This is a genomic window from Bacillus sp. AR2-1 (assembly GCF_008368755.1).
Classification (GTDB): Bacteria; Bacillota; Bacilli; order Bacillales; family Bacillaceae_G; genus Bacillus_A; species Bacillus_A wiedmannii.
This window is the reverse complement of the sequence record NZ_QORY01000015.1, coordinates 113,039-130,770: the sequence shown is the minus strand read 5'-3', so window position 1 is coordinate 130,770 and position 17,732 is coordinate 113,039. Positions and strand designations below refer to the sequence as shown.

General features: G+C 34.4%; 19 protein-coding genes. 12 read left to right on the top strand and 7 right to left on the bottom strand.

Annotated elements, in window-relative coordinates; genetic code table 11:
- Positions 1-5: 5 nt before the first annotated feature.
- A complete protein-coding gene (locus tag DT250_RS17390) occupies positions 6-1,046 on the bottom strand; it encodes a YkvI family membrane protein (RefSeq protein ID WP_149213403.1) in 1,041 nt (346 codons plus the stop codon).
- A 241-nt stretch (positions 1,047-1,287) separates the two neighbouring features.
- Here DT250_RS17390 and DT250_RS17385 point away from each other — a divergent pair, with 241 nt between their 5' ends.
- From DT250_RS17385 to DT250_RS17375, 3 genes are all read left to right on the top strand, one after another.
- Positions 1,288-1,731, top strand: a complete 444-nt coding sequence (locus DT250_RS17385) for a Dps family protein (RefSeq protein WP_000105195.1) — start codon at positions 1,288-1,290, stop codon at positions 1,729-1,731.
- 107 nt (positions 1,732-1,838) lie between these two features.
- Positions 1,839-2,294: a DUF3939 domain-containing protein gene (locus tag DT250_RS17380; protein ID WP_060490081.1), complete on the top strand. Its 456-nt coding sequence runs from the start codon at positions 1,839-1,841 to the stop codon at positions 2,292-2,294.
- Between the two features lie 207 nt (positions 2,295-2,501).
- A complete protein-coding gene (locus DT250_RS17375; protein ID WP_097908270.1) occupies positions 2,502-3,446 on the top strand; it encodes an alpha/beta hydrolase in 945 nt (314 codons plus the stop codon).
- A 45-nt stretch (positions 3,447-3,491) separates the two neighbouring features.
- On the opposite strand, the gene DT250_RS17370 is transcribed toward DT250_RS17375, so the two are convergent.
- Positions 3,492-4,493, bottom strand: coding sequence for an LLM class flavin-dependent oxidoreductase (locus DT250_RS17370; RefSeq protein ID WP_048543155.1), 1,002 nt, complete (start codon positions 4,491-4,493; stop codon positions 3,492-3,494).
- Between the two features lie 105 nt (positions 4,494-4,598).
- Complete coding sequence (locus DT250_RS17365) at positions 4,599-4,790, bottom strand: DUF3896 family protein (RefSeq protein ID WP_048543153.1); 192 nt, start codon at positions 4,788-4,790, stop codon at positions 4,599-4,601.
- A gap of 240 nt (positions 4,791-5,030) precedes the next feature.
- Here DT250_RS17365 and DT250_RS17360 point away from each other — a divergent pair, with 240 nt between their 5' ends.
- Entirely contained in the window at positions 5,031-6,494 is a 1,464-nt protein-coding gene (locus DT250_RS17360) for a flavin monoamine oxidase family protein (protein WP_149213402.1), read from the top strand.
- A gap of 84 nt (positions 6,495-6,578) precedes the next feature.
- Positions 6,579-7,163, top strand: a complete 585-nt coding sequence (locus tag DT250_RS17355; protein ID WP_048543150.1) for a GNAT family N-acetyltransferase — start codon at positions 6,579-6,581, stop codon at positions 7,161-7,163.
- A gap of 24 nt (positions 7,164-7,187) precedes the next feature.
- On the opposite strand, the gene DT250_RS17350 is transcribed toward DT250_RS17355, so the two are convergent.
- Positions 7,188-8,090 (bottom strand): aldo/keto reductase, encoded by a 903-nt coding sequence (locus DT250_RS17350; protein WP_088063104.1) that lies wholly within the window; start codon positions 8,088-8,090, stop codon positions 7,188-7,190.
- Between the two features lie 165 nt (positions 8,091-8,255).
- Between DT250_RS17350 and DT250_RS17345 the strand changes: the two genes are divergently transcribed.
- A complete protein-coding gene (locus DT250_RS17345) occupies positions 8,256-9,206 on the top strand; it encodes a CobW family GTP-binding protein (protein ID WP_000613417.1) in 951 nt (316 codons plus the stop codon).
- 96 nt (positions 9,207-9,302) lie between these two features.
- Here DT250_RS17345 and DT250_RS17340 read toward each other — a convergent pair whose 3' ends face one another.
- The gene (locus DT250_RS17340; protein ID WP_088063105.1) at positions 9,303-9,773 is read right to left on the bottom strand and encodes a GNAT family N-acetyltransferase; all 471 of its coding nucleotides are present in this window, start codon (positions 9,771-9,773) and stop codon (positions 9,303-9,305) included.
- A 135-nt stretch (positions 9,774-9,908) separates the two neighbouring features.
- Positions 9,909-10,859 (bottom strand): metal ABC transporter substrate-binding protein, encoded by a 951-nt coding sequence (locus tag DT250_RS17335; RefSeq protein WP_149213401.1) that lies wholly within the window; start codon positions 10,857-10,859, stop codon positions 9,909-9,911.
- A gap of 267 nt (positions 10,860-11,126) precedes the next feature.
- Here DT250_RS17335 and DT250_RS31705 point away from each other — a divergent pair, with 267 nt between their 5' ends.
- From DT250_RS31705 to DT250_RS17325, 3 genes are all read left to right on the top strand, one after another.
- Positions 11,127-11,276 carry a hypothetical protein gene (locus tag DT250_RS31705; protein ID WP_179952850.1) on the top strand — a complete coding sequence of 50 codons (150 nt, stop codon included), beginning with the start codon at positions 11,127-11,129 and terminating at the stop codon, positions 11,274-11,276.
- Positions 11,277-11,391: 115 nt separating this feature from the next.
- The gene (locus DT250_RS17330) at positions 11,392-12,051 is read left to right on the top strand and encodes an oxidoreductase (RefSeq protein ID WP_048559679.1); all 660 of its coding nucleotides are present in this window, start codon (positions 11,392-11,394) and stop codon (positions 12,049-12,051) included.
- A gap of 489 nt (positions 12,052-12,540) precedes the next feature.
- A complete protein-coding gene (locus tag DT250_RS17325) occupies positions 12,541-13,032 on the top strand; it encodes a DinB family protein (RefSeq protein WP_088063107.1) in 492 nt (163 codons plus the stop codon).
- Between the two features lie 297 nt (positions 13,033-13,329).
- On the opposite strand, the gene namA is transcribed toward DT250_RS17325, so the two are convergent.
- Positions 13,330-14,367, bottom strand: a complete 1,038-nt coding sequence (gene namA, locus DT250_RS17320) for an NADPH dehydrogenase NamA (RefSeq protein ID WP_087982772.1) — start codon at positions 14,365-14,367, stop codon at positions 13,330-13,332.
- 133 nt (positions 14,368-14,500) lie between these two features.
- Between namA and DT250_RS17315 the strand changes: the two genes are divergently transcribed.
- The 3 genes from DT250_RS17315 to DT250_RS17305 all read left to right on the top strand — a co-directional run bounded on the left by DT250_RS17315 (position 14,501) and on the right by DT250_RS17305 (position 17,711).
- Positions 14,501-14,953 carry a methylated-DNA--[protein]-cysteine S-methyltransferase gene (locus tag DT250_RS17315; protein ID WP_087982770.1) on the top strand — a complete coding sequence of 151 codons (453 nt, stop codon included), beginning with the start codon at positions 14,501-14,503 and terminating at the stop codon, positions 14,951-14,953.
- A 7-nt stretch (positions 14,954-14,960) separates the two neighbouring features.
- Entirely contained in the window at positions 14,961-15,965 is a 1,005-nt protein-coding gene (locus DT250_RS17310) for a DUF2628 domain-containing protein (protein WP_098649354.1), read from the top strand.
- An 84-nt stretch (positions 15,966-16,049) separates the two neighbouring features.
- The gene (locus DT250_RS17305; RefSeq protein WP_097906697.1) at positions 16,050-17,711 is read left to right on the top strand and encodes a peptide ABC transporter substrate-binding protein; all 1,662 of its coding nucleotides are present in this window, start codon (positions 16,050-16,052) and stop codon (positions 17,709-17,711) included.
- The last annotated feature ends 21 nt before the right edge of the window (positions 17,712-17,732 follow it).

Below are 17,732 nucleotides of genomic sequence, written 5' to 3'. Positions count from 1 at the left end.
TTCTTTTATGTTTTTTGAAGTTGTTTAAAAGCAATAATTGGCAGTAAAATGATGCTGACCCATCCAATTATAGGATATAGAATGTGGAGTAATTCACTGTAACCAATGTAACTAAAGCAATAACTAATTAGTAAAATGAAGAAAATAATATTGTTACTTTTCCATCTGGTGATGGATTGAATTTGTTTTGTCATTCCGAACACATTACCAACTAAAGTTGTGAACACTTCACCGAAAATGATAAGAACAAAGAAAAAGTGAAAAGTTGCATTGAATTTTCTTATGACTTCAGCCATTGGGATATTATATTGATAAAATTGATCGACTGATAAAATAGCTAAATGGCTACATAATAAAATTAAAGAAAGTCCTGCACCGCCTAAAATTCCGCCCCATAAAATGGCCTTTCGATCTTTTACTTCACTGGCTAACGGGACGAGAACGCTTTGGGCGAGAGAAAGATTTAAGGCGACATATGTAATAGGACTAGTAATCCACTTCATATTCCAGCTTTCTGCAGGAATAGTGTCACTAATAGGAGTTGTACCGTGAAAAAAAGTTGTAATAGCAAGTCCGATAATAAAAATCATCATAATAGGTACGACAAGTGTATTAACTTCAAAAACCCCTTGTAATCCGCGACTACCTATAATGAGACAGGCGATCAATATAATGAAAATACCAAGTTGTCTTGGTAAACGAAGTTGCTCTTCAAATACCGCCCCAGCTCCTGATAACATAACGCTCGTTACACCAAATAATACGATTAATAATAGTGTGTTTACAACATTGCCAACTACATCCCCAAATAAATATTTGTTAAATTCTTGCGCTGAAAATGCACCGATTTGTGATGAAAGTAACATCATCTTTGTGCCAAGCCAAATAAAAAAAAATCCACTTACACATATGCCAATTGTTCCATATAATCCGTTCACTGTAAAAAATTCAACGATTTCTCGTCCAGTAGCAAATCCAGCTCCAACGACTGTTCCAATATAAGTAGCAGCGACCTTCTTTGCTACTTGCCATTGTTGATTGTCCATGTTATCCCTCTTTCTACTACGATGAGCTTGATTTACTATTATGCATATGTATGAGCTTGGACAATTAGACGTATGAAGTGTTTGAAAACATACATGAATTAAAAGATATTAGGGAAGTATTAAAGGTGTTAAAACTTTGTTACATATGAGCCAATCGTTCGAATGGATAGGAAATGTATGGTAACATGTAACTAGGTTATTAAAAGATAAACATTATGAAATGATAAGAGGAGTGGATTGTATGAGTACGAAAACAAATGTTGTTGAAGTATTAAACAAGCAGGTGGCAAACTGGAATGTGTTATATGTGAAACTACATAATTATCACTGGTATGTGACAGGACCACACTTCTTTACGTTACATGAGAAATTTGAAGAGTTTTACAATGAAGCTGGAACAAATATTGATGAATTAGCAGAACGTATTTTAGCGTTGGAAGGTAAACCGCTAGCGACAATGAAAGAATATCTTGCAACATCTAGTGTGAGTGAAGGGACAAGCAAGGAATCTGCAGAAGAAATGGTGCAAACATTAGTGAATGATTACTCTGCACTTATTCAAGAATTAAAAGAAGGTATGGAAGTTGCTGGCGAAGCTGGCGATGAAACATCAGCAGACATGTTGTTAGCGATTCATACAACATTAGAACAACATGTATGGATGCTAAGTGCGTTCTTAAAATAAATATAAGTATATAAAGAAAAAAGTCATTGAAAAATTCTTTCAATGGCTTTTTTTGTCATTTTTCAGTTTTCTTTTATGCTATAATATAGTAAAAAGGAGGCGATGCAATGTTTCGCTTTTTCAGAACTGGAAAAGAAGAGCGTGAAATTACGAAAGATGAATTAGAACAAGCGATGGCTAAGTTTCTAGAAACGAATGCTAATATTGTTTATACAGTATTAGTAAATGATGATTATACAGTAAATTATGATTTGTTAAAGCCGTATTTACTTGCATTTCCAACAAATAGTTTTCTTATTACGAAGGAAACGCTTGAGGTATTTGAACATACAGAAGAAAATCTAAACCTAGTTAAAGAAATTGATATCGTACAAAAAGCAGTAGATCAATACGTAACAGAAAAAGAAATGTTTCCAATTGTTGAAGGTAGTGAAGATCGCCTTATATGCGGGATGAAATTAGGGCCGTATTTAAATCGTATATTAAAAAGAGACTTATATATTTCAGAAAAACACTATTTAGTTTCAAGTAAACCAGACAGAAAAAAACAAAAGAGTGGGTAGATGTATTGAAAACAACAATAAATATATTGTTGTCTTTTTTTGTTTAGTAAAATATTGATTTTTCAGTTTATTAAATTTTATACTAAACTTATTGGACGAAGAGAAGTAATGATTAAGTATTGTTAGCGTGAGTTATATACAGTGATTACAGAATGGTATAAAGGTTTGAGAAATAAACATTATAAAAGATTACGGGGGAATGGATGTATGAAAAATAGTATGACTTACATTCAATTATTAAATGAAACGTTACATTGTTACGCAAATAAAGGGAGTTTGGAAGCGTACACTTATATAATGGAGCATGCTAAAGGTGTAGTGGGGAATAAAGCGCAAATATATAATTTTAAATATGCGCTAGCGAGTGCAGCGGGGCTTGAAGAAGAAGCGTTACAGATAATGAAGGAAGCTATTATAGACAATGGATTTTGGTACGGAAATGAGTATTTAATTTCGGACGATGATTTAACACCACTACATAAATTTGAAGAGTTTCATAAAATGGTTCAATTATGTAAAGAAAGAGAAGAATTAGCAAAGAAAACAGAACGAGCAGACGTGAAATATTTAGACAGCAATAAAGAAGGAAAACTATTTATTGCAATGCACGGGGATCAAGAAAATATAGAAATAATAGAACCATATTGGAAATCTGTTTTGACACAAGATTATACGTTAGCTTTACCACAATCTTCGCAAATTCAGTTTTCAGATGGATTTGTTTGGGATGATAAACATAGAGGGAAAGAGGAATTAAAAGAGCATTACGTTATGTTTATAGAAAATCATACAGTAGAAAGTGTAATAATTGGTGGTTTTTCTGCTGGCGCAAGAGTAGCTTTGTATACAATTTTACAAAAAGATATAGATGTAGATGGATTTATTTTTGTGGCGCCGTGGCTTCCAGAGATTGAAGAATGGAATGAGTTGTTGGAAGTGTTACAGAATAAAAATATAAAGGGATATATAGTGTGTGGGGATCAAGATGAAGATTGTTTCGAATGTACGCAGCAATTTGTACAATTATTAAGAGATAAGAATATAGAACATGAGTTTAAAGTTATACCCAATTTAAATCATGATTATCCTAAGGATTTTGATGAACTATTAAAAGAAGCTATTGAATATATAGACGACAAAAATAATAAGTAGTAAAAAAGGGAGATGCATCATAATTGATGTATCTCCCTTTTGTCATTATAAATGAAAAGCATTTGCTAGTAAGCGATAAGAATTCAATTTATCTTCAAATCGATGAGTAATTGTGACAATCATAAATTCATCAGTATTGTACGCTTTGCTTAAGTTTACGATTTGTTCTTTCACAGAAGATGGATCACCGACGATCATACGTTGACGATTTTCTTTTATACGGAATAAATCATAAGCGCTGTATGAATAATTTTGTGCAGTTTCGATAGAAGGAGTACCAGTTGTACGCTTTCCTTGTTCTAGTAATAAGATTGATAAATCTAAACTAGAAGCAATTTTTTCCGCCTCTTCATTCGTTTCTCCGCAAATAACAAAAATAGAGACGATTGATTTTGGTTTATCTCCTAAATAAGAAGGTTGGAACTGTTCTTGATAAGCATTCATTACTTCAGGGCCACCGTATCCGTTAATGAACTGTGCGAATGCAAAAGAAGCACCTTGTTTTGCGGCAATCATTGCACTCTCTCCGCTAGAACCAAGCATCCACATCTCGGGAGATGTTGGAATGACAGGAGTAGCCTTTAAATTTGCATAATGATGGTTTTCTGGTACTTGATCATGTAAGTACATTGCAACATCTGCAATTTGTTCTGGGTATTGATCAAGTGAGACCATTTTGCCTTCTTGAAGTGCGCGAGTTGCAATTGGCATACCACCAGGTGCTCTGCCGACACCAAGATCAATACGATTTGGATAAAGCGCTTCTAAAACACGGAAATTCTCAGCAACTTTATATGGGCTATAGTGCGGCAACATAACACCACCTGAACCCACTCTCATACGATCTGTTTTTGCTGCAATATGTGAAATAAGTATTTCAGGACTTGAACCAGCAAGGCTGACAGAGTTGTGATGCTCCGATACCCAAAAGCGTGTATATCCGAGTTTTTCAACTTCTTGCGCAAGTGTAACTGTATGTGAAAAAGCTTGGGCTGCTGTACTACCATCTGAAATAGGTGATTGGTCTAATACGCTTAATTTGATCATAGAATATACCTCTCAATCTTAATGTACATCCTATTATATATTTACTTACGAAAAATGCGTAATAAAATGCTCAAAATAAAAAGTGGATAAATTCTATATTTACTTTTAACGAGAAAATCCTCGTTCATAATGATTCATTTCGGCTAAATTTAATATATATTCGTAGTTATCAATCTCAAGTTTTAGTTGTTCACGCTCTTTTTTAGATAGATGCTTACAACTAAGTTTGTTGCATAGTTGTTGTTTCTTTTCTTCTAAATACTTCTTTGTAGCGTGGTAGTCGTAAGTTTGTTTCATTTTTAACCACTCCTTCTTTGCTGTTGCTATATTATACGAAGCGTGAAGAGGTGTGAAAGCTAACTCTTATGTACTTTTAGTGAATATTCCTCTTTCTATGTTGTTATGTTTATAGGAATTTATGAATAAAATGCACTAAACCACTAATGCCCATAAAAGCCCGATTGGTTCAACTAATAATCAGTAGGGGAAGACCCCCCACTGATTATAGTTTCACTTTATGAAGTAAGGGGTGGAATTGTGCAGAAAGATATAATGTATAACACTGAGATGGATGAAACGTTAAAAGTTATAAATAAAGGGTTAAAGAAGACGACTCGTCCGAAGCGAATTATAGTAGTAGGGGCCGGTATGGCTGGGTTGGTTTCGGCATCTTTATTAAAAGCTGCAGGACATGATGTGAAGATTTTTGAAGCAAACAACCGGGTAGGTGGCCGCATAGAGACGGTTAGAATGGAAGATACCGGATTATATTTAGATGTTGGGGCAATGAGAATTCCGTATTCGCACACATTAACGATGGCATATATAAGAAAATTCGGGCTACAGGTAAGCCCTTTTATTAATAGGAATGAGACAGATATCGTTTACGTAAATGGCCGAAAAACGACATTAAAACAATATGAAAAAGATCCAAGTATATTAAAGTATCCTGTGGAAATGAATGAAGTTGGGAAAACGTCTGAGGAGCTATTAATGTTAGCGGTGCAGCCCATTATAAATTTTATAAAAAAGAGCCCAGAGAAAAATTGGGATATTGTAGTAAAGGATTTTGGGAGATACTCTACAGGACAATTTTTAAAGTATTACCCTTATCAATATAATACTTACTTTTCACCAGTAACAATCGAGATGATTGGTGTTTTATTAGATTTAGAAGGTTTTTTGGAAAGGTCATTTGTTGAGACGTTACGCTTTTTATATATTATGCAAGTGGAGAGTGGATTTTGTGAAATAGTAGGCGGGAATGATAGATTACCGAAGTCCTTTTTACCACAATTAGAAGAAAATATTATATATAATCAAAAATTAATGAAGCTACAACAACATGATAATGGTGTGACAGCTTTCTATCGAAACGAGGAAACTTTTGAGTATAGTAGTATTACAGGGGATTTAGTTATTATTACAATTCCATTTTCGACAATGCGCTTTGTGGAAGTAGATCCATTTAATTCTATATCTCATGAAAAATGGAAAGCGATTCGTGAATTGCATTATATGCCAGCGACGAAAATAGGAATTCAATTTAAAAGTCGATTTTGGGAAGAACAAGGACAATTAGGTGGCAGAATTATAACGGATTTACCAATTCGTTACGCCTATTATCCAAGTCACGGAATTGGAGAAAAAGGACCTGCTATGATGTTAGGAAGCTATACATGGTCTTATGATGCGTTGTTATGGGATGGGTTATCAAAAGGTGATCGTATTTATTACACACTACAAAATTTAGCGACCATATTAGGCGGTCAAGTATATGATGAGTTCATGTCTGGCATATCAAAAAGTTGGACATTGGATCCATATGCACTTGGAGGATTTGCGCTATTTCAGGCAGGTCAAGAATCTGAGCTACAACCAGCGATTATAAAACCAGAGGGGAGATTATACTTTGCAGGTGATCATACAACGTTATATCACGGATGGATACAAGGTGCAATTGAATCTGGAGTTCGTGTAGCGGTAGAGGTAAATAATTAAAATGTATAAAATTCAGAAATTTCTTTACTGTATAGTTTGAGATGGATATTATTATATATAAAAGAATTAAAAGGAGTGTTGAAAGTGAATCCGTTATTATTTGATTTTCCTTCTGAATTTTATACTGATAGGCTATTTATTCGAATGCCGAAACCGGGTGACGGTAAATCTGTATACGATGCAATTCAAGCTTCTATGAAAGAATTAAAACCTTGGATGGTTTTTGCACAAAAAGAGCAAACAGAGGAAGAAGTAGAAGTGAGCATTAGAAAATCGCATATTCAATTTTTACAGCGTGAGGATTTAAGATTACTAGTTTTTTCGAAAGAAACAGGTGAATTTATTGCATCAGCTGGATTGCATCGTATTAATTGGGATATACCTCAATTTGAAATTGGGTATTGGATTGATTCAAGGTTTAGTGGAAAGGGTTATATGGTAGAGGCTGCAAAGGGTATAACAGATTATGCTTTTTCTGAGCTGAAAGCAAATCGCGTAGAAATTCGATGTGATTCTTTAAATAAGAAGAGTAGAGCGATACCTGAGAAATTAGGATTTAAGTTAGAAGGTACATTGGAAAGTGCGAGTGTAGCGGTAGATGGAAATGGATTAAGGGATATGTGTGTATTTGCCATGACTAGAAATACATATGAAAAAGAAGAGCTGTAAAGAAACAGCTCTTCTTTTTGTGTATTATGGTACAGGATGTCCATTAGAGCTTTCGAAAATTGTAAACCATTGTTGACGATCTAAATTAACTTTTGTAGCAAGGGCGGCTGTTTTAACACGATCTAATTTACCAGATCCAACGATTGGCATCATGTTAGCTGGATGAGCAAGCAGCCATGCATACATAACTGTATCGATGCTAGTAACATCTAGTTCAGTAGCAACCTTCTGTAAAGTTTCACGTAAACGTACAGCACGTTCTGATTGACCAGTAAAGATTTCTCCGCCAGCAAGAGGCGACCAAATCATAGGATTGATTCGCTTTTCTTGGCATAAATCAATTGTCCCTTTTTCGAAATGTTCAAGCTGCATCGCAGATACTTCAATTTGATTTGTAATGAGCGGGAAATCTAAATAAGAACTTAACATATTAAACTGTGAAGGTAAAAAGTTAGATACACCGAAGTGACGGACTTTTCCTTCTTGCTTTAAGCGTGAGAACGCTTCTGCTACTTCATTTGGATCCATAAATGGATCAGGGCGATGAATGAGCAGTACATCAATATAATCTGTATGTAAGTTTTGTAGTGAGTCTTCCGCGCTTTTTATTATATGTTCAGCACTCGTATTGTAGTGCGCAACATATCTCTCTGGAAATTTTGGTGATGGGGGAGCGATTCCACATTTTGTGATAATTTGCATGTCTTCGCGTAAGGAAGGCTTGAGTTGTAACGCTTCTCCAAATAATCCTTCACACGTATATCCGCCATAAATATCAGCATGATCGAAAGTAGTAATTCCCATATCCATACAAGCTTCCATAAAAGAAAGTAACTCTTGCTTTGGCATATTCCATTCTGCTAAACGCCAAAAACCTTGAATAATACGAGAAAATTCTAGTGTTTCGGCCATTTGAACTCGTTCCATTATAAGTACCTCCTTGATGAATGAATCATTTTTTGAAAAGGCTTTCTTGCTACATATTATTATATAGTTACAGTGTCGTACATACAATAAATATGTTTTGCTACAAAAACGATTTTCTCTATATGCTATAATGTAAAAACATATAGCTATAAGGAGATGTACGAAATGATTCCAGTAACAATATTAACTGGTTTTCTTGGATCAGGGAAAACGACATTATTAAATCGCATTTTATCAGAAAATCACGGTCATAAATTAGCAGTGATTGTAAATGAAATAGGACAAATTGGTATTGATAATCAGCTGATTATGAATGTCGAAGAAGAGATTATGGAGATGACGAATGGATGTTTATGTTGTACTGTACGTGAAGATTTACTAGTCGCTTTAAAACAATTACTGGACGTAAAAGCAGAAGGTAAAATGGAATTTGATGGATTAGTAATTGAAACGACTGGTCTTGCAAATCCAGGTCCGATTATTCAAACATTCTTTTTAGATCCTGTGATTCAATCTGCATACCAAATTAACGGCGTTGTAACAGTAGTAGATAGTTATCATATACATAAACATTTTGAAAAAGGACTAGAAGCAAAGGAACAAATTGCATTTGCTGATGTCGTTTTAGTAAATAAATTAGATTTAGTGGATGAAAGTGAAAAGGAAAATCTATTGCAGGAACTGCAAGGTATTAACCCAACTGCAAAGTTAATCGAGGCGACTAACTGTGATGTAGATATTCCATCGTTACTACAAATTCAAACGTTTAAAACGAAAGATACGTTACAAATTTATCCTCATAAAGAGCATAATCATCTAGAAGGGGTAAAGTCGTTTGTACTACGCGAAGAGCGACCATTAGATTTACAAAAACTAAATGAGTGGATGTCAGCTGTCGTTCAAGAGCTAGGGGAGTATTTATATCGCTACAAAGGAATTTTATCGATTGATGGAGTAGATAAACGTATCGTTTTCCAAGGTGTGCATACACTGTTTGCTGCATCATATGATAGAGAGTGGCAAGAGGGCGAAGAACGAGTAAGTGAAGTTGTGTTTATCGGAAAAGATATTAATAAAGAATGGTTCCAAGAACATTTCGGGGAGTGTGTGAAATAAGTCTGCATATATTGCAGGCTTATTTTTTAACTTAACTAAGTATTTTGTAGAAAAATGCTAGATTGCAAAAAACGAAGGATAATAAAAAGCCTGTTTTCACAGGCTTGTATGTTCATCTAATAGTAACTCCATTACAACACCTACAACTGGACCTTCGTCATCAATATCACCATTTAAACGGAAACCAAATGACTCGTATAATCCCATTGCGAGTTTGTTGTCTGGATGTAAACTTAAATAAATTATTTTACATTCAAATTTATCTTGTAAGAATTGAATGAGTATGCGAAGGAAACGTTTTGCGTATCCTTTTCCTTGATATTGCTCGTCAATCATAAAGCGATCTAACCACACACTTTTACGTTTTTCCCAATACCATCCATACATTGCGTATCCTACAAGTGTTTCTCCATCATATAAACCTACTGACGTTCCGTTTCCCTCATATAATGATTCTGCTAGAGAAAACGCATTGCTTTCAATAAATTGCTGCTGGTCTTTTGCGACGTTTAAAGCAGCTACCGAACGCCAATTTTTTGCTGTAACTTCACAAATGTGAAGAGTCATAATTCCAACTCACCTTCTAAATTAATATAGCTTAAAAGCTAATATGGATAATTTTACTTGTTATTTTGGTCAAGTCAAGTAAGAACAAATAAAAAAGAAGCTGAATGACATATTCAGCTTCTTTTAAAAATTTGATTAGTTAGTAGCTTCTTTTAATGTATTTACGTTTTCTTCCATTAAAGTGAAGTAATCTTTATTGCTCTTCGCATCATCTTCAGAAATAGTAGCAAGATGATTTAAGCGTAAAATTTTTGTACCCGTCTCTTTTTGAATTACGGACGCTACCTTTGGTGTAGAGAATGTTTCAAATAAAATATATTGTAGATTATGTTCTTTTACTGTTTTTGTAATGTCAGCAAGCTGTTTTTGAGATGGTTCATTAGAAGCTGAAATACCAGCGATAGCAATTTGTTTCAGGCCATAGCGTTGTTCCCAGTATCCATAAGCCGCATGAGAAACTAAAATGTCTTTCGTTTTTGCATTCGCAACAGCTGCTTTAAATTGATCATCTAAATCAGTAAATTTTGTTTGCAGTGCTGCGAAATTTTTTTCGAACTCTTGTTTATGATCAGGCTGTAATTCTACAAGTGCAGTTTTAATTTTTTCTGCCTGTTTCATTGCTAGAGTAGGGTCTAACCAAATGTGTGGGTCTTTATCGTGATGATGTTCATCCTCTTTATGGCCGTCTCCGTGATCATGATGCTCTTCTTCAGTAGAAGTACGCAGTTCAATACCTTTTGATGCATTTACAATTTTAACATTTTCTTTTTGTAATGCTTTTTCCATTTTTTCAGCAAATGGTTCTAATTCAGCGCCGTTATAAACGAATAAATCGGCTTTTGCAACTTGTACTGTTTGTTTTTGACTTGGTTCAAATGTATGTGAATCTGCACCAGGTGGGTAAATCGCTTCAACAGTTACATAGTCGCCACCAATTTTTTTTGCAAAATCTGCAAGAGGAAAAATAGTAGTATAAACAGTTAGCTTTCCGTCTTTCTTGGCATTACCTTCTTTTTTATTTGAGCAGCCAGTAAAAATTAAAGTGAAAATAAGTAAGAATGAAAATATAGTCAATCTTTTAGGCATGAAGTTCTCCTCTTTTCTTTTTTTACGGATATATTTTCCCCAATTATAGAAGAAAAATATCATTTTAATACAAAACGGAATAATTACGTTTTAGTTTGCGAACTTAGTATAATACATCTTTTATAAAGTTGCAATAAATAATAATCATTCCGATTTGTTTTTGTTATAAAGTTGTCAAATTTGGATGTATTATTTTTAGGAATGCATGCATATGTGACAACGCTACGTTCATATATTTGAAAGGAGGGTGTAGAGGGGGATGAGTGTTTGGGTTACTTAATGGAAGCTATTTTATTGATATTAGCGGTAGTATTACCATTAGCATTAGTCTTAATTTTTTTAAGAAGATTAATAAGTAATTTAGGAGGTGCATCAACAGTAACAAAATTGCGAGAGAAAGATGAGAAAAAAGAGTGAGTAAAGCACTATGCGTACGCATAGTGCTTTACTTGTGGTAAAATGAGAGCAGGAAACTCCTAAAAGTTGTATTTTACTGAAGGAGAGAAAAGTAAAATAAGAGGTATATGCATATATGAATAAGCGAACAGCGTTAGTACTTGGTGCAAGTGGTTTAGTTGGACAAGAGATAACGCGTCTATTACTTGAATCAGATTACTACGATTCGGTTACTATTTTTGTAAGGGAACCAATGCAATGGCAACATGAAAAATTACAGCAAAAGCAAATAGATTTTTCGATGTTAGAGGAATATAAAGAGTTTTTTGCTGTAGATGACGTATTTAGTTGTCTAGGAACAACAATCAAAAAAGCAAAAACAAAGGCAAATTTCAAAAAGGTAGATTATGAATATACGTTACGAGCTGCTTGTTTAGCTGAAAAACAAGGGGTACAAAATTTCCTTGTTGTGTCTTCAATGGGAGCAAAACCTAAATCGTTTTTCTTTTATTCGCAAGTTAAAGGGAGAATGGAAGAGGAATTACAAAAGTTAGTCATTGGTGGTATTCACATTTTTAGGCCATCTTTATTAGTAGGAAATCGACAAGAATTTCGTTTCGGTGAACGAATGGCTGAAAAGTTATCTCGTATCATTCCTTTTATATTTAAAGGGGCTTTCAAAAAGTATAAACCAATTTCAGCGAAAGATGTGGCGAAAGGGATGTATATAACTGCATTGAGAGAAGAAACGGGTATTTATATTTATAACTCAAATGAAATTACAACGATAGAATAAAAAACGTGAAAAATGGCATGTATTAAAAATCAAGTTTGAATCTTGAATGAATAGTAAATACATGTAGTTTAGCAATTATAAGAAAGTAAAAAAGGAGTGGGAATCCCACTCCTTTTTTACGATAATTTATTATGCAAATCGCATTCTTATCCCGCTATTTGTGGACAGCAAAACCCCCGCGGATTAAAGTTTCACTTTATACGTCTCCAACTCTAGTACGACAAGTGACCTCGTTTATTGCAATGCTATTTTTAGAGTCGTATTATACTAACGGATGATTTCGTCTTATAAGAATGTTTCACTTCATTTGAAAATATACTACTATCATATATCCATTGTTTGTAATGCCAATAAATCAAATAGAATATACTTTCTATTTGGAAATAATCTGTTTGAGTAAAATCTGAAGGGAATTGGGTTCCGAAGATATAAAAGTCCTATATGTACTACTCCGTATTTTTGGGAGATTTGCAAAAGGAGGATATAAGAATGAGTAAAAAAGAAATGTTGCAAAATGGAATTAAGCAAGTGTTTTACGAAGAAGAATGGTATCCACCTTTATCAGACGCGTTAAAGCACCTTACTGCTGCACAAGCATGTTGGCAACCAGAAGGAGAGGCTAGTAATACGATTTGGGAAAATGTAAACCATTTACTTATCTTTAAAGAACGCTTACTTGCCCGCTTGCATCAAGATGAAACATTTGTGGCGCCACAAAATAATGATGAAACGTTTGTCCAAGGTGGACGTAATGATGAGGATGCTTGGCAACAAACAGTGTTGCGAACAATTCAAGTGCATGATGCCTTACAATCTGCATTAATATCCCTTCAAGAAGCAGAACTAAATCAATTAACTCCTTCTCTACCAATTTGGCAACAATATATGAACATCCTTTTGCACGATGCTTATCATACCGGGCAAATTGTGCAACTTCGCAAGCTTCAAGGTTCATGGCCAGCGCATCGTTCTTATTTGTAAATGATACTTAAAATTGTTGGAGTTATAAACGAAACAAACGAATTAATATGTAGAATACTACTATATGAAAAAACAATTTCTCACTTAATCTGAGGAATTGTTTTTTTTCGTAATCATGATTGTGGAATTCGATTTTTAACCCTGTCACATATTCAGAAAGGGAGATAAATACATAAAAAAATAGGTGTATCAAGCAAAATGTTGATCCACCTTAAAACGATATTATGAAATAACATACGTTATCTTATAGTATACTTTTTATTCCTCTAGATTCAGTAGTACATATTATTCTCGGTTTTATTTATTTGTATGGAGTTTCCCCGGTGCTCGTTTGTATTGATACGGTTCTTCTAACTCAAAACTAAGTTCATTGGCGGCTATTCTTGGAAAGTAAGGATTGCGAAGTAACTCACGTCCGATAAAAATTAAATCTGCTTCGTTATTATTTAAAATTTGTTCTGCCTGTACTCCATTCGTAATCAAACCAACAGCCCCAGTTGCAATGTTAGCATGTTCTTTAATATGTTTAGCATATTGCACTTGATACCCGGGATATACATCGATGTGTGCCGGAACAACAGCTCCAGAACTACAATCAATTAAATCTACTCCTTGTTCTTTCATCCAGTTTGTATATGGAACGTAATCTTGAACCGTTAAACCGTCAGGATGATAATCGTTTGCTGAAATACGAACAAATAACGGTCCGTTCCAAACTTCATTTATTGAGTCAATGATTTCACGTAAGAAACGATAGCGATTTTCAGGTGAACCTCCATATTCATCGGTCCGTTTATTAGAAAGTGGAGAAAGAAATTCATTAATAAGATAACCGTGAGCGCCGTGTATTTCAATAACGTCAAATCCAGCTTGTTTGGATCGTATTGCAGCCTCTTGAAAAGCTAATATGGTCTTTTTTATTTGCTGTATACTCATTTCTACTGGGATTTTCATAGTTTCATTAAACGGAATTGCGGATGGAGCGAGAGCATCCGTTTCTAATTCAGCTTTTCTTCCGGCGTGAGCAAGTTGAATGGCGGCTTTTGCGCCGTTATCATGTATAAAAGTTGTCGTTTTATGTAAGCCTTCAATTAGGCTATCATCCCATATACCTAGGTCTTTATTAGAAATTCTTCCTTCAGGTAACACGGCTGTTGCTTCGATCATAACTAAACCAACTTGACCAGCAGCTCTTGTTCCGTAATGAACGTGATGGAAATTAGTTACTTGGCCATCCTCGTTTTCTGATGAATACATGCACATAGGTGACATAACGATACGGTTTTTTAATGTAACGTCCTTAATTGTATAAGGTGAAAAAAGTTCAGAATTCATCCAATAGCCTCCTAGATTGAATTTTCTTACATTGTATCATTCTTGTTTTTGTTTCCCTAATAAAACGCTTATACGAAAAATTTTGTCTATTCGTGTTACAATAATTAATATGAATTGAATTGGAGGATGACATATGTACCAGGCTTATTATGAAAGTGAATTAGGCTTGCTGGAAATTACAGCGAACGATAAAGGAATTACGTCTGTTATATTTGTTGATGAGAGACAAGAAGAACATAAAAATGAAATAATAGATCAATGTATAAATGAGCTAGATGAATATTTTAAGGGGAAAAGAAAAGAGTTCACAGTCCCGCTATCTGCTGAGGGAACAGTATTTCAAAAAAATGTATGGGATGCGCTTTATACTATCCCTTATGGCGTAAGTGCTTCATATTTAGATATTGCAGAGAAGGTTGGAAATACGAAAGCTGTACGGGCGATAGGAGGGGCAAATAGTCGGAATCCAATTTCAATAATCGTTCCATGTCACCGTGTAATAGGAAAGAGTGGAAAGCTTGTTGGATATGCTGGTGGTTTATGGAGGAAAGAGTGGTTATTAAAACACGAAGGTATTATGAAATGACGTATGGATGGGAAGAGGGATTGTTTTGAAATGTATAAATTGTGGGCAACCTTGCGAGGAGGAACAGTTAAATTGTGCAAGTTGTCAGCGAAAGTTGGATAATGAACAAGGTGAAAGTAGCTCGTTAATAGATAAAGAACTAGAAGTATATGTAGGGAGACAATATCCGTATTACAAAAGGAAATGGGAGCTTGAGAATAAGCGGATTGCTAGGTGGAGCTGGAATGGTTGGGCAACTATTTTCAATATAGGTTGGCTTGGATATCGTAAGTACTATTTACCGGCAGCATTATTTGTATTGTTATTAGTAGCGTGTGATGCGTTTTCTTATTATATGGGTTTCAATGTAGCACTGCCAATCATTAATATGGTGCCTCTTACGTTTTTATTACTCATTTTTATTCTGTTTGGAATGGGGATTTTTGCAAATGGATTATACTATCAATTTGCGGAAAGACGTATATACCGAATAAAAGCAAGAGAAATAAAAGATAAATCAGTTGAAAACTATCTTATCCATGATAGCGGCGGAACGAGCAAAATGGGAGCGACAATTGTTACTATTTTAGCAGTTGCTAGCATATTTTTTAGTCATTTCTTTTTTCCGACTGATCGAGACGTTATACAAAAGGTTCGTACAAGCTCGCTTTATGAATATCCTTTCTTTTCAATAGGTGAATCTTTCGAAAATTATTTTCAAAATTCAGGTTGGATATATTATCGTGGAACGGAAGGGTTAGAATTAGTAGAATTCCAAGGATATAACGCGGGATCACCAAGACAAAAGGTGACGATTCAATTTGTTGTCGATTATAAATTGGGTGAAGTGGAACCGTACTCGCTTACGGTTAATGGTGAATCTAAAAATGAAGAAGAGTTTTTGAAGATGATGGACGAAATATTTAAGGTTCAAAATCCATTTGATATAGAGGATGGATTACAAGTAAATGCGATTCAAAAAAGCGGCTGGAAAGAAACTTCCGACCGCTTTTTTCTATGTTTGTTAAAATAAATATTTAAAATAATCAGAATCTTTTGTATAATGAAATATATTATACAAGATTTAACTTATACATATAGATTGGGGGAAGGAAGAATGAAGAGAAAGACAACAACAATTGCTGCACTTGCGTTAACGACAAGTGTATTGGTTGCAGGATGTGGGAATGGTGAGAAGGCTTCGACAACGAAGAAAGAATCGAATAAGGAAATGGCAGATAAACAAGTTTTAAATTTGCTAGAAACAGCTGAAATTCCTTCAATGGATACATCTAAATCAACGGATTCTGTATCTTTCCGTGCCTTTGTAAATGCAATGGAAGGTTTATATCGTCTAGATAAAGATAATAAACCAACACCAGGCATGGCAAAAGATGTGAAGATTAGTGAAGATAAAAAGACATATACATTTGAATTACGTGATGCGAAATGGTCAAATGGTGATCCAGTTCGAGCACAAGATTTTGTATATGCATGGCAACGTACATTAGATAAAGCAATAGCGGCAGAATATGCATTCATTTTATTTGATGTGAAAAATGCACAGAAAGTAAATAAAGGAGAATTACCATCAGATCAATTGGGTGTTAAAGCGAAGGATGATAAAACGTTGGTAGTAGAATTAGAGCAACCAGCACCTTATTTTCTTGAGCTTACGTCGTTCCCTACATTTTTCCCATTAAATGAAAAATATGTGAAAGAGCAAGGAGATAAATACGGATTAGAAGCAGATAAATTATTATATAATGGACCATTTACAATGAGTCAATGGAAACATGAACAAAATTATCAGTTAAAGAAAAATCCTAATTATTGGGATAAAGATACTGTAAAGTTAGACGAAATTAATGTAAGTATTGTGAAGGAAACAAGCACTGGAGTAAATTTATATGATAGTGATCAAGCAGATCGAGTTATTTTAACTTCTGAATTTGTTGATAAATATAAAAAGAATAAGCCAGATGAATTTAAAACGAAGTTAGATCCACGTATGTATTTCTTGCGTTTTAACCAAAAAAATGCAACATTTAAAAACCAAAAAGTACGTGAAGCGATTGATTTAGCATACGATAAAAAAGGAATTGCTGATGTCATTTTAAATGACGGTTCTTTGCCAGCATATTTCTTAGTACCTGAAAAATTCACGACAGGTCCGGATGGAAAAGACTTCCGCTCTGTAAATAAAAACTTCCGTGATAGTAAAGATAACGCAGCGAAAGCAAAAAAATTATGGGAAGAAGCGAAGAAAGAGCTTGGTCAAGATACAATTACGGTTGAATTACTAAATGATGATAATGGTAGCCGTAAAAAAGTAGGCGACTTTATTAAAGAAGAATTAGAGAAAAACTTACCTGGTATTAAAGTGAATTTGAAACAGCAACCATACAAGCAGAAGCTAGATTTAGAAAAGAAATTCGAATATGAATTCTCATTATCTGCATGGAGCCCTGACTATCCAGATCCAATGACTTATATTGATATGTTTGTTACTGGAAGCTCATTTAATGAAATGAATTATTCTAATCCGAAGTATGATGATTTAGTAGCGAAATCAAAAGGAGAGCTATTAAAAGATGATAAAGCACGCTGGAATGCACTTGCGGAAGCTGAAAAAATCTTAATTGGTCAAGATGCTGCCATTTCTCCTACGTATCAACAAAGCACAGCTTATTTAGAGAAGCCGTTTGTAAAAGGTATTGCTAATCATACGTTTGGCGGGGACTTCAGTTATAAATGGGCATATATTACAAAAAAATAGTATAATAAAAGGTGAGTGAAT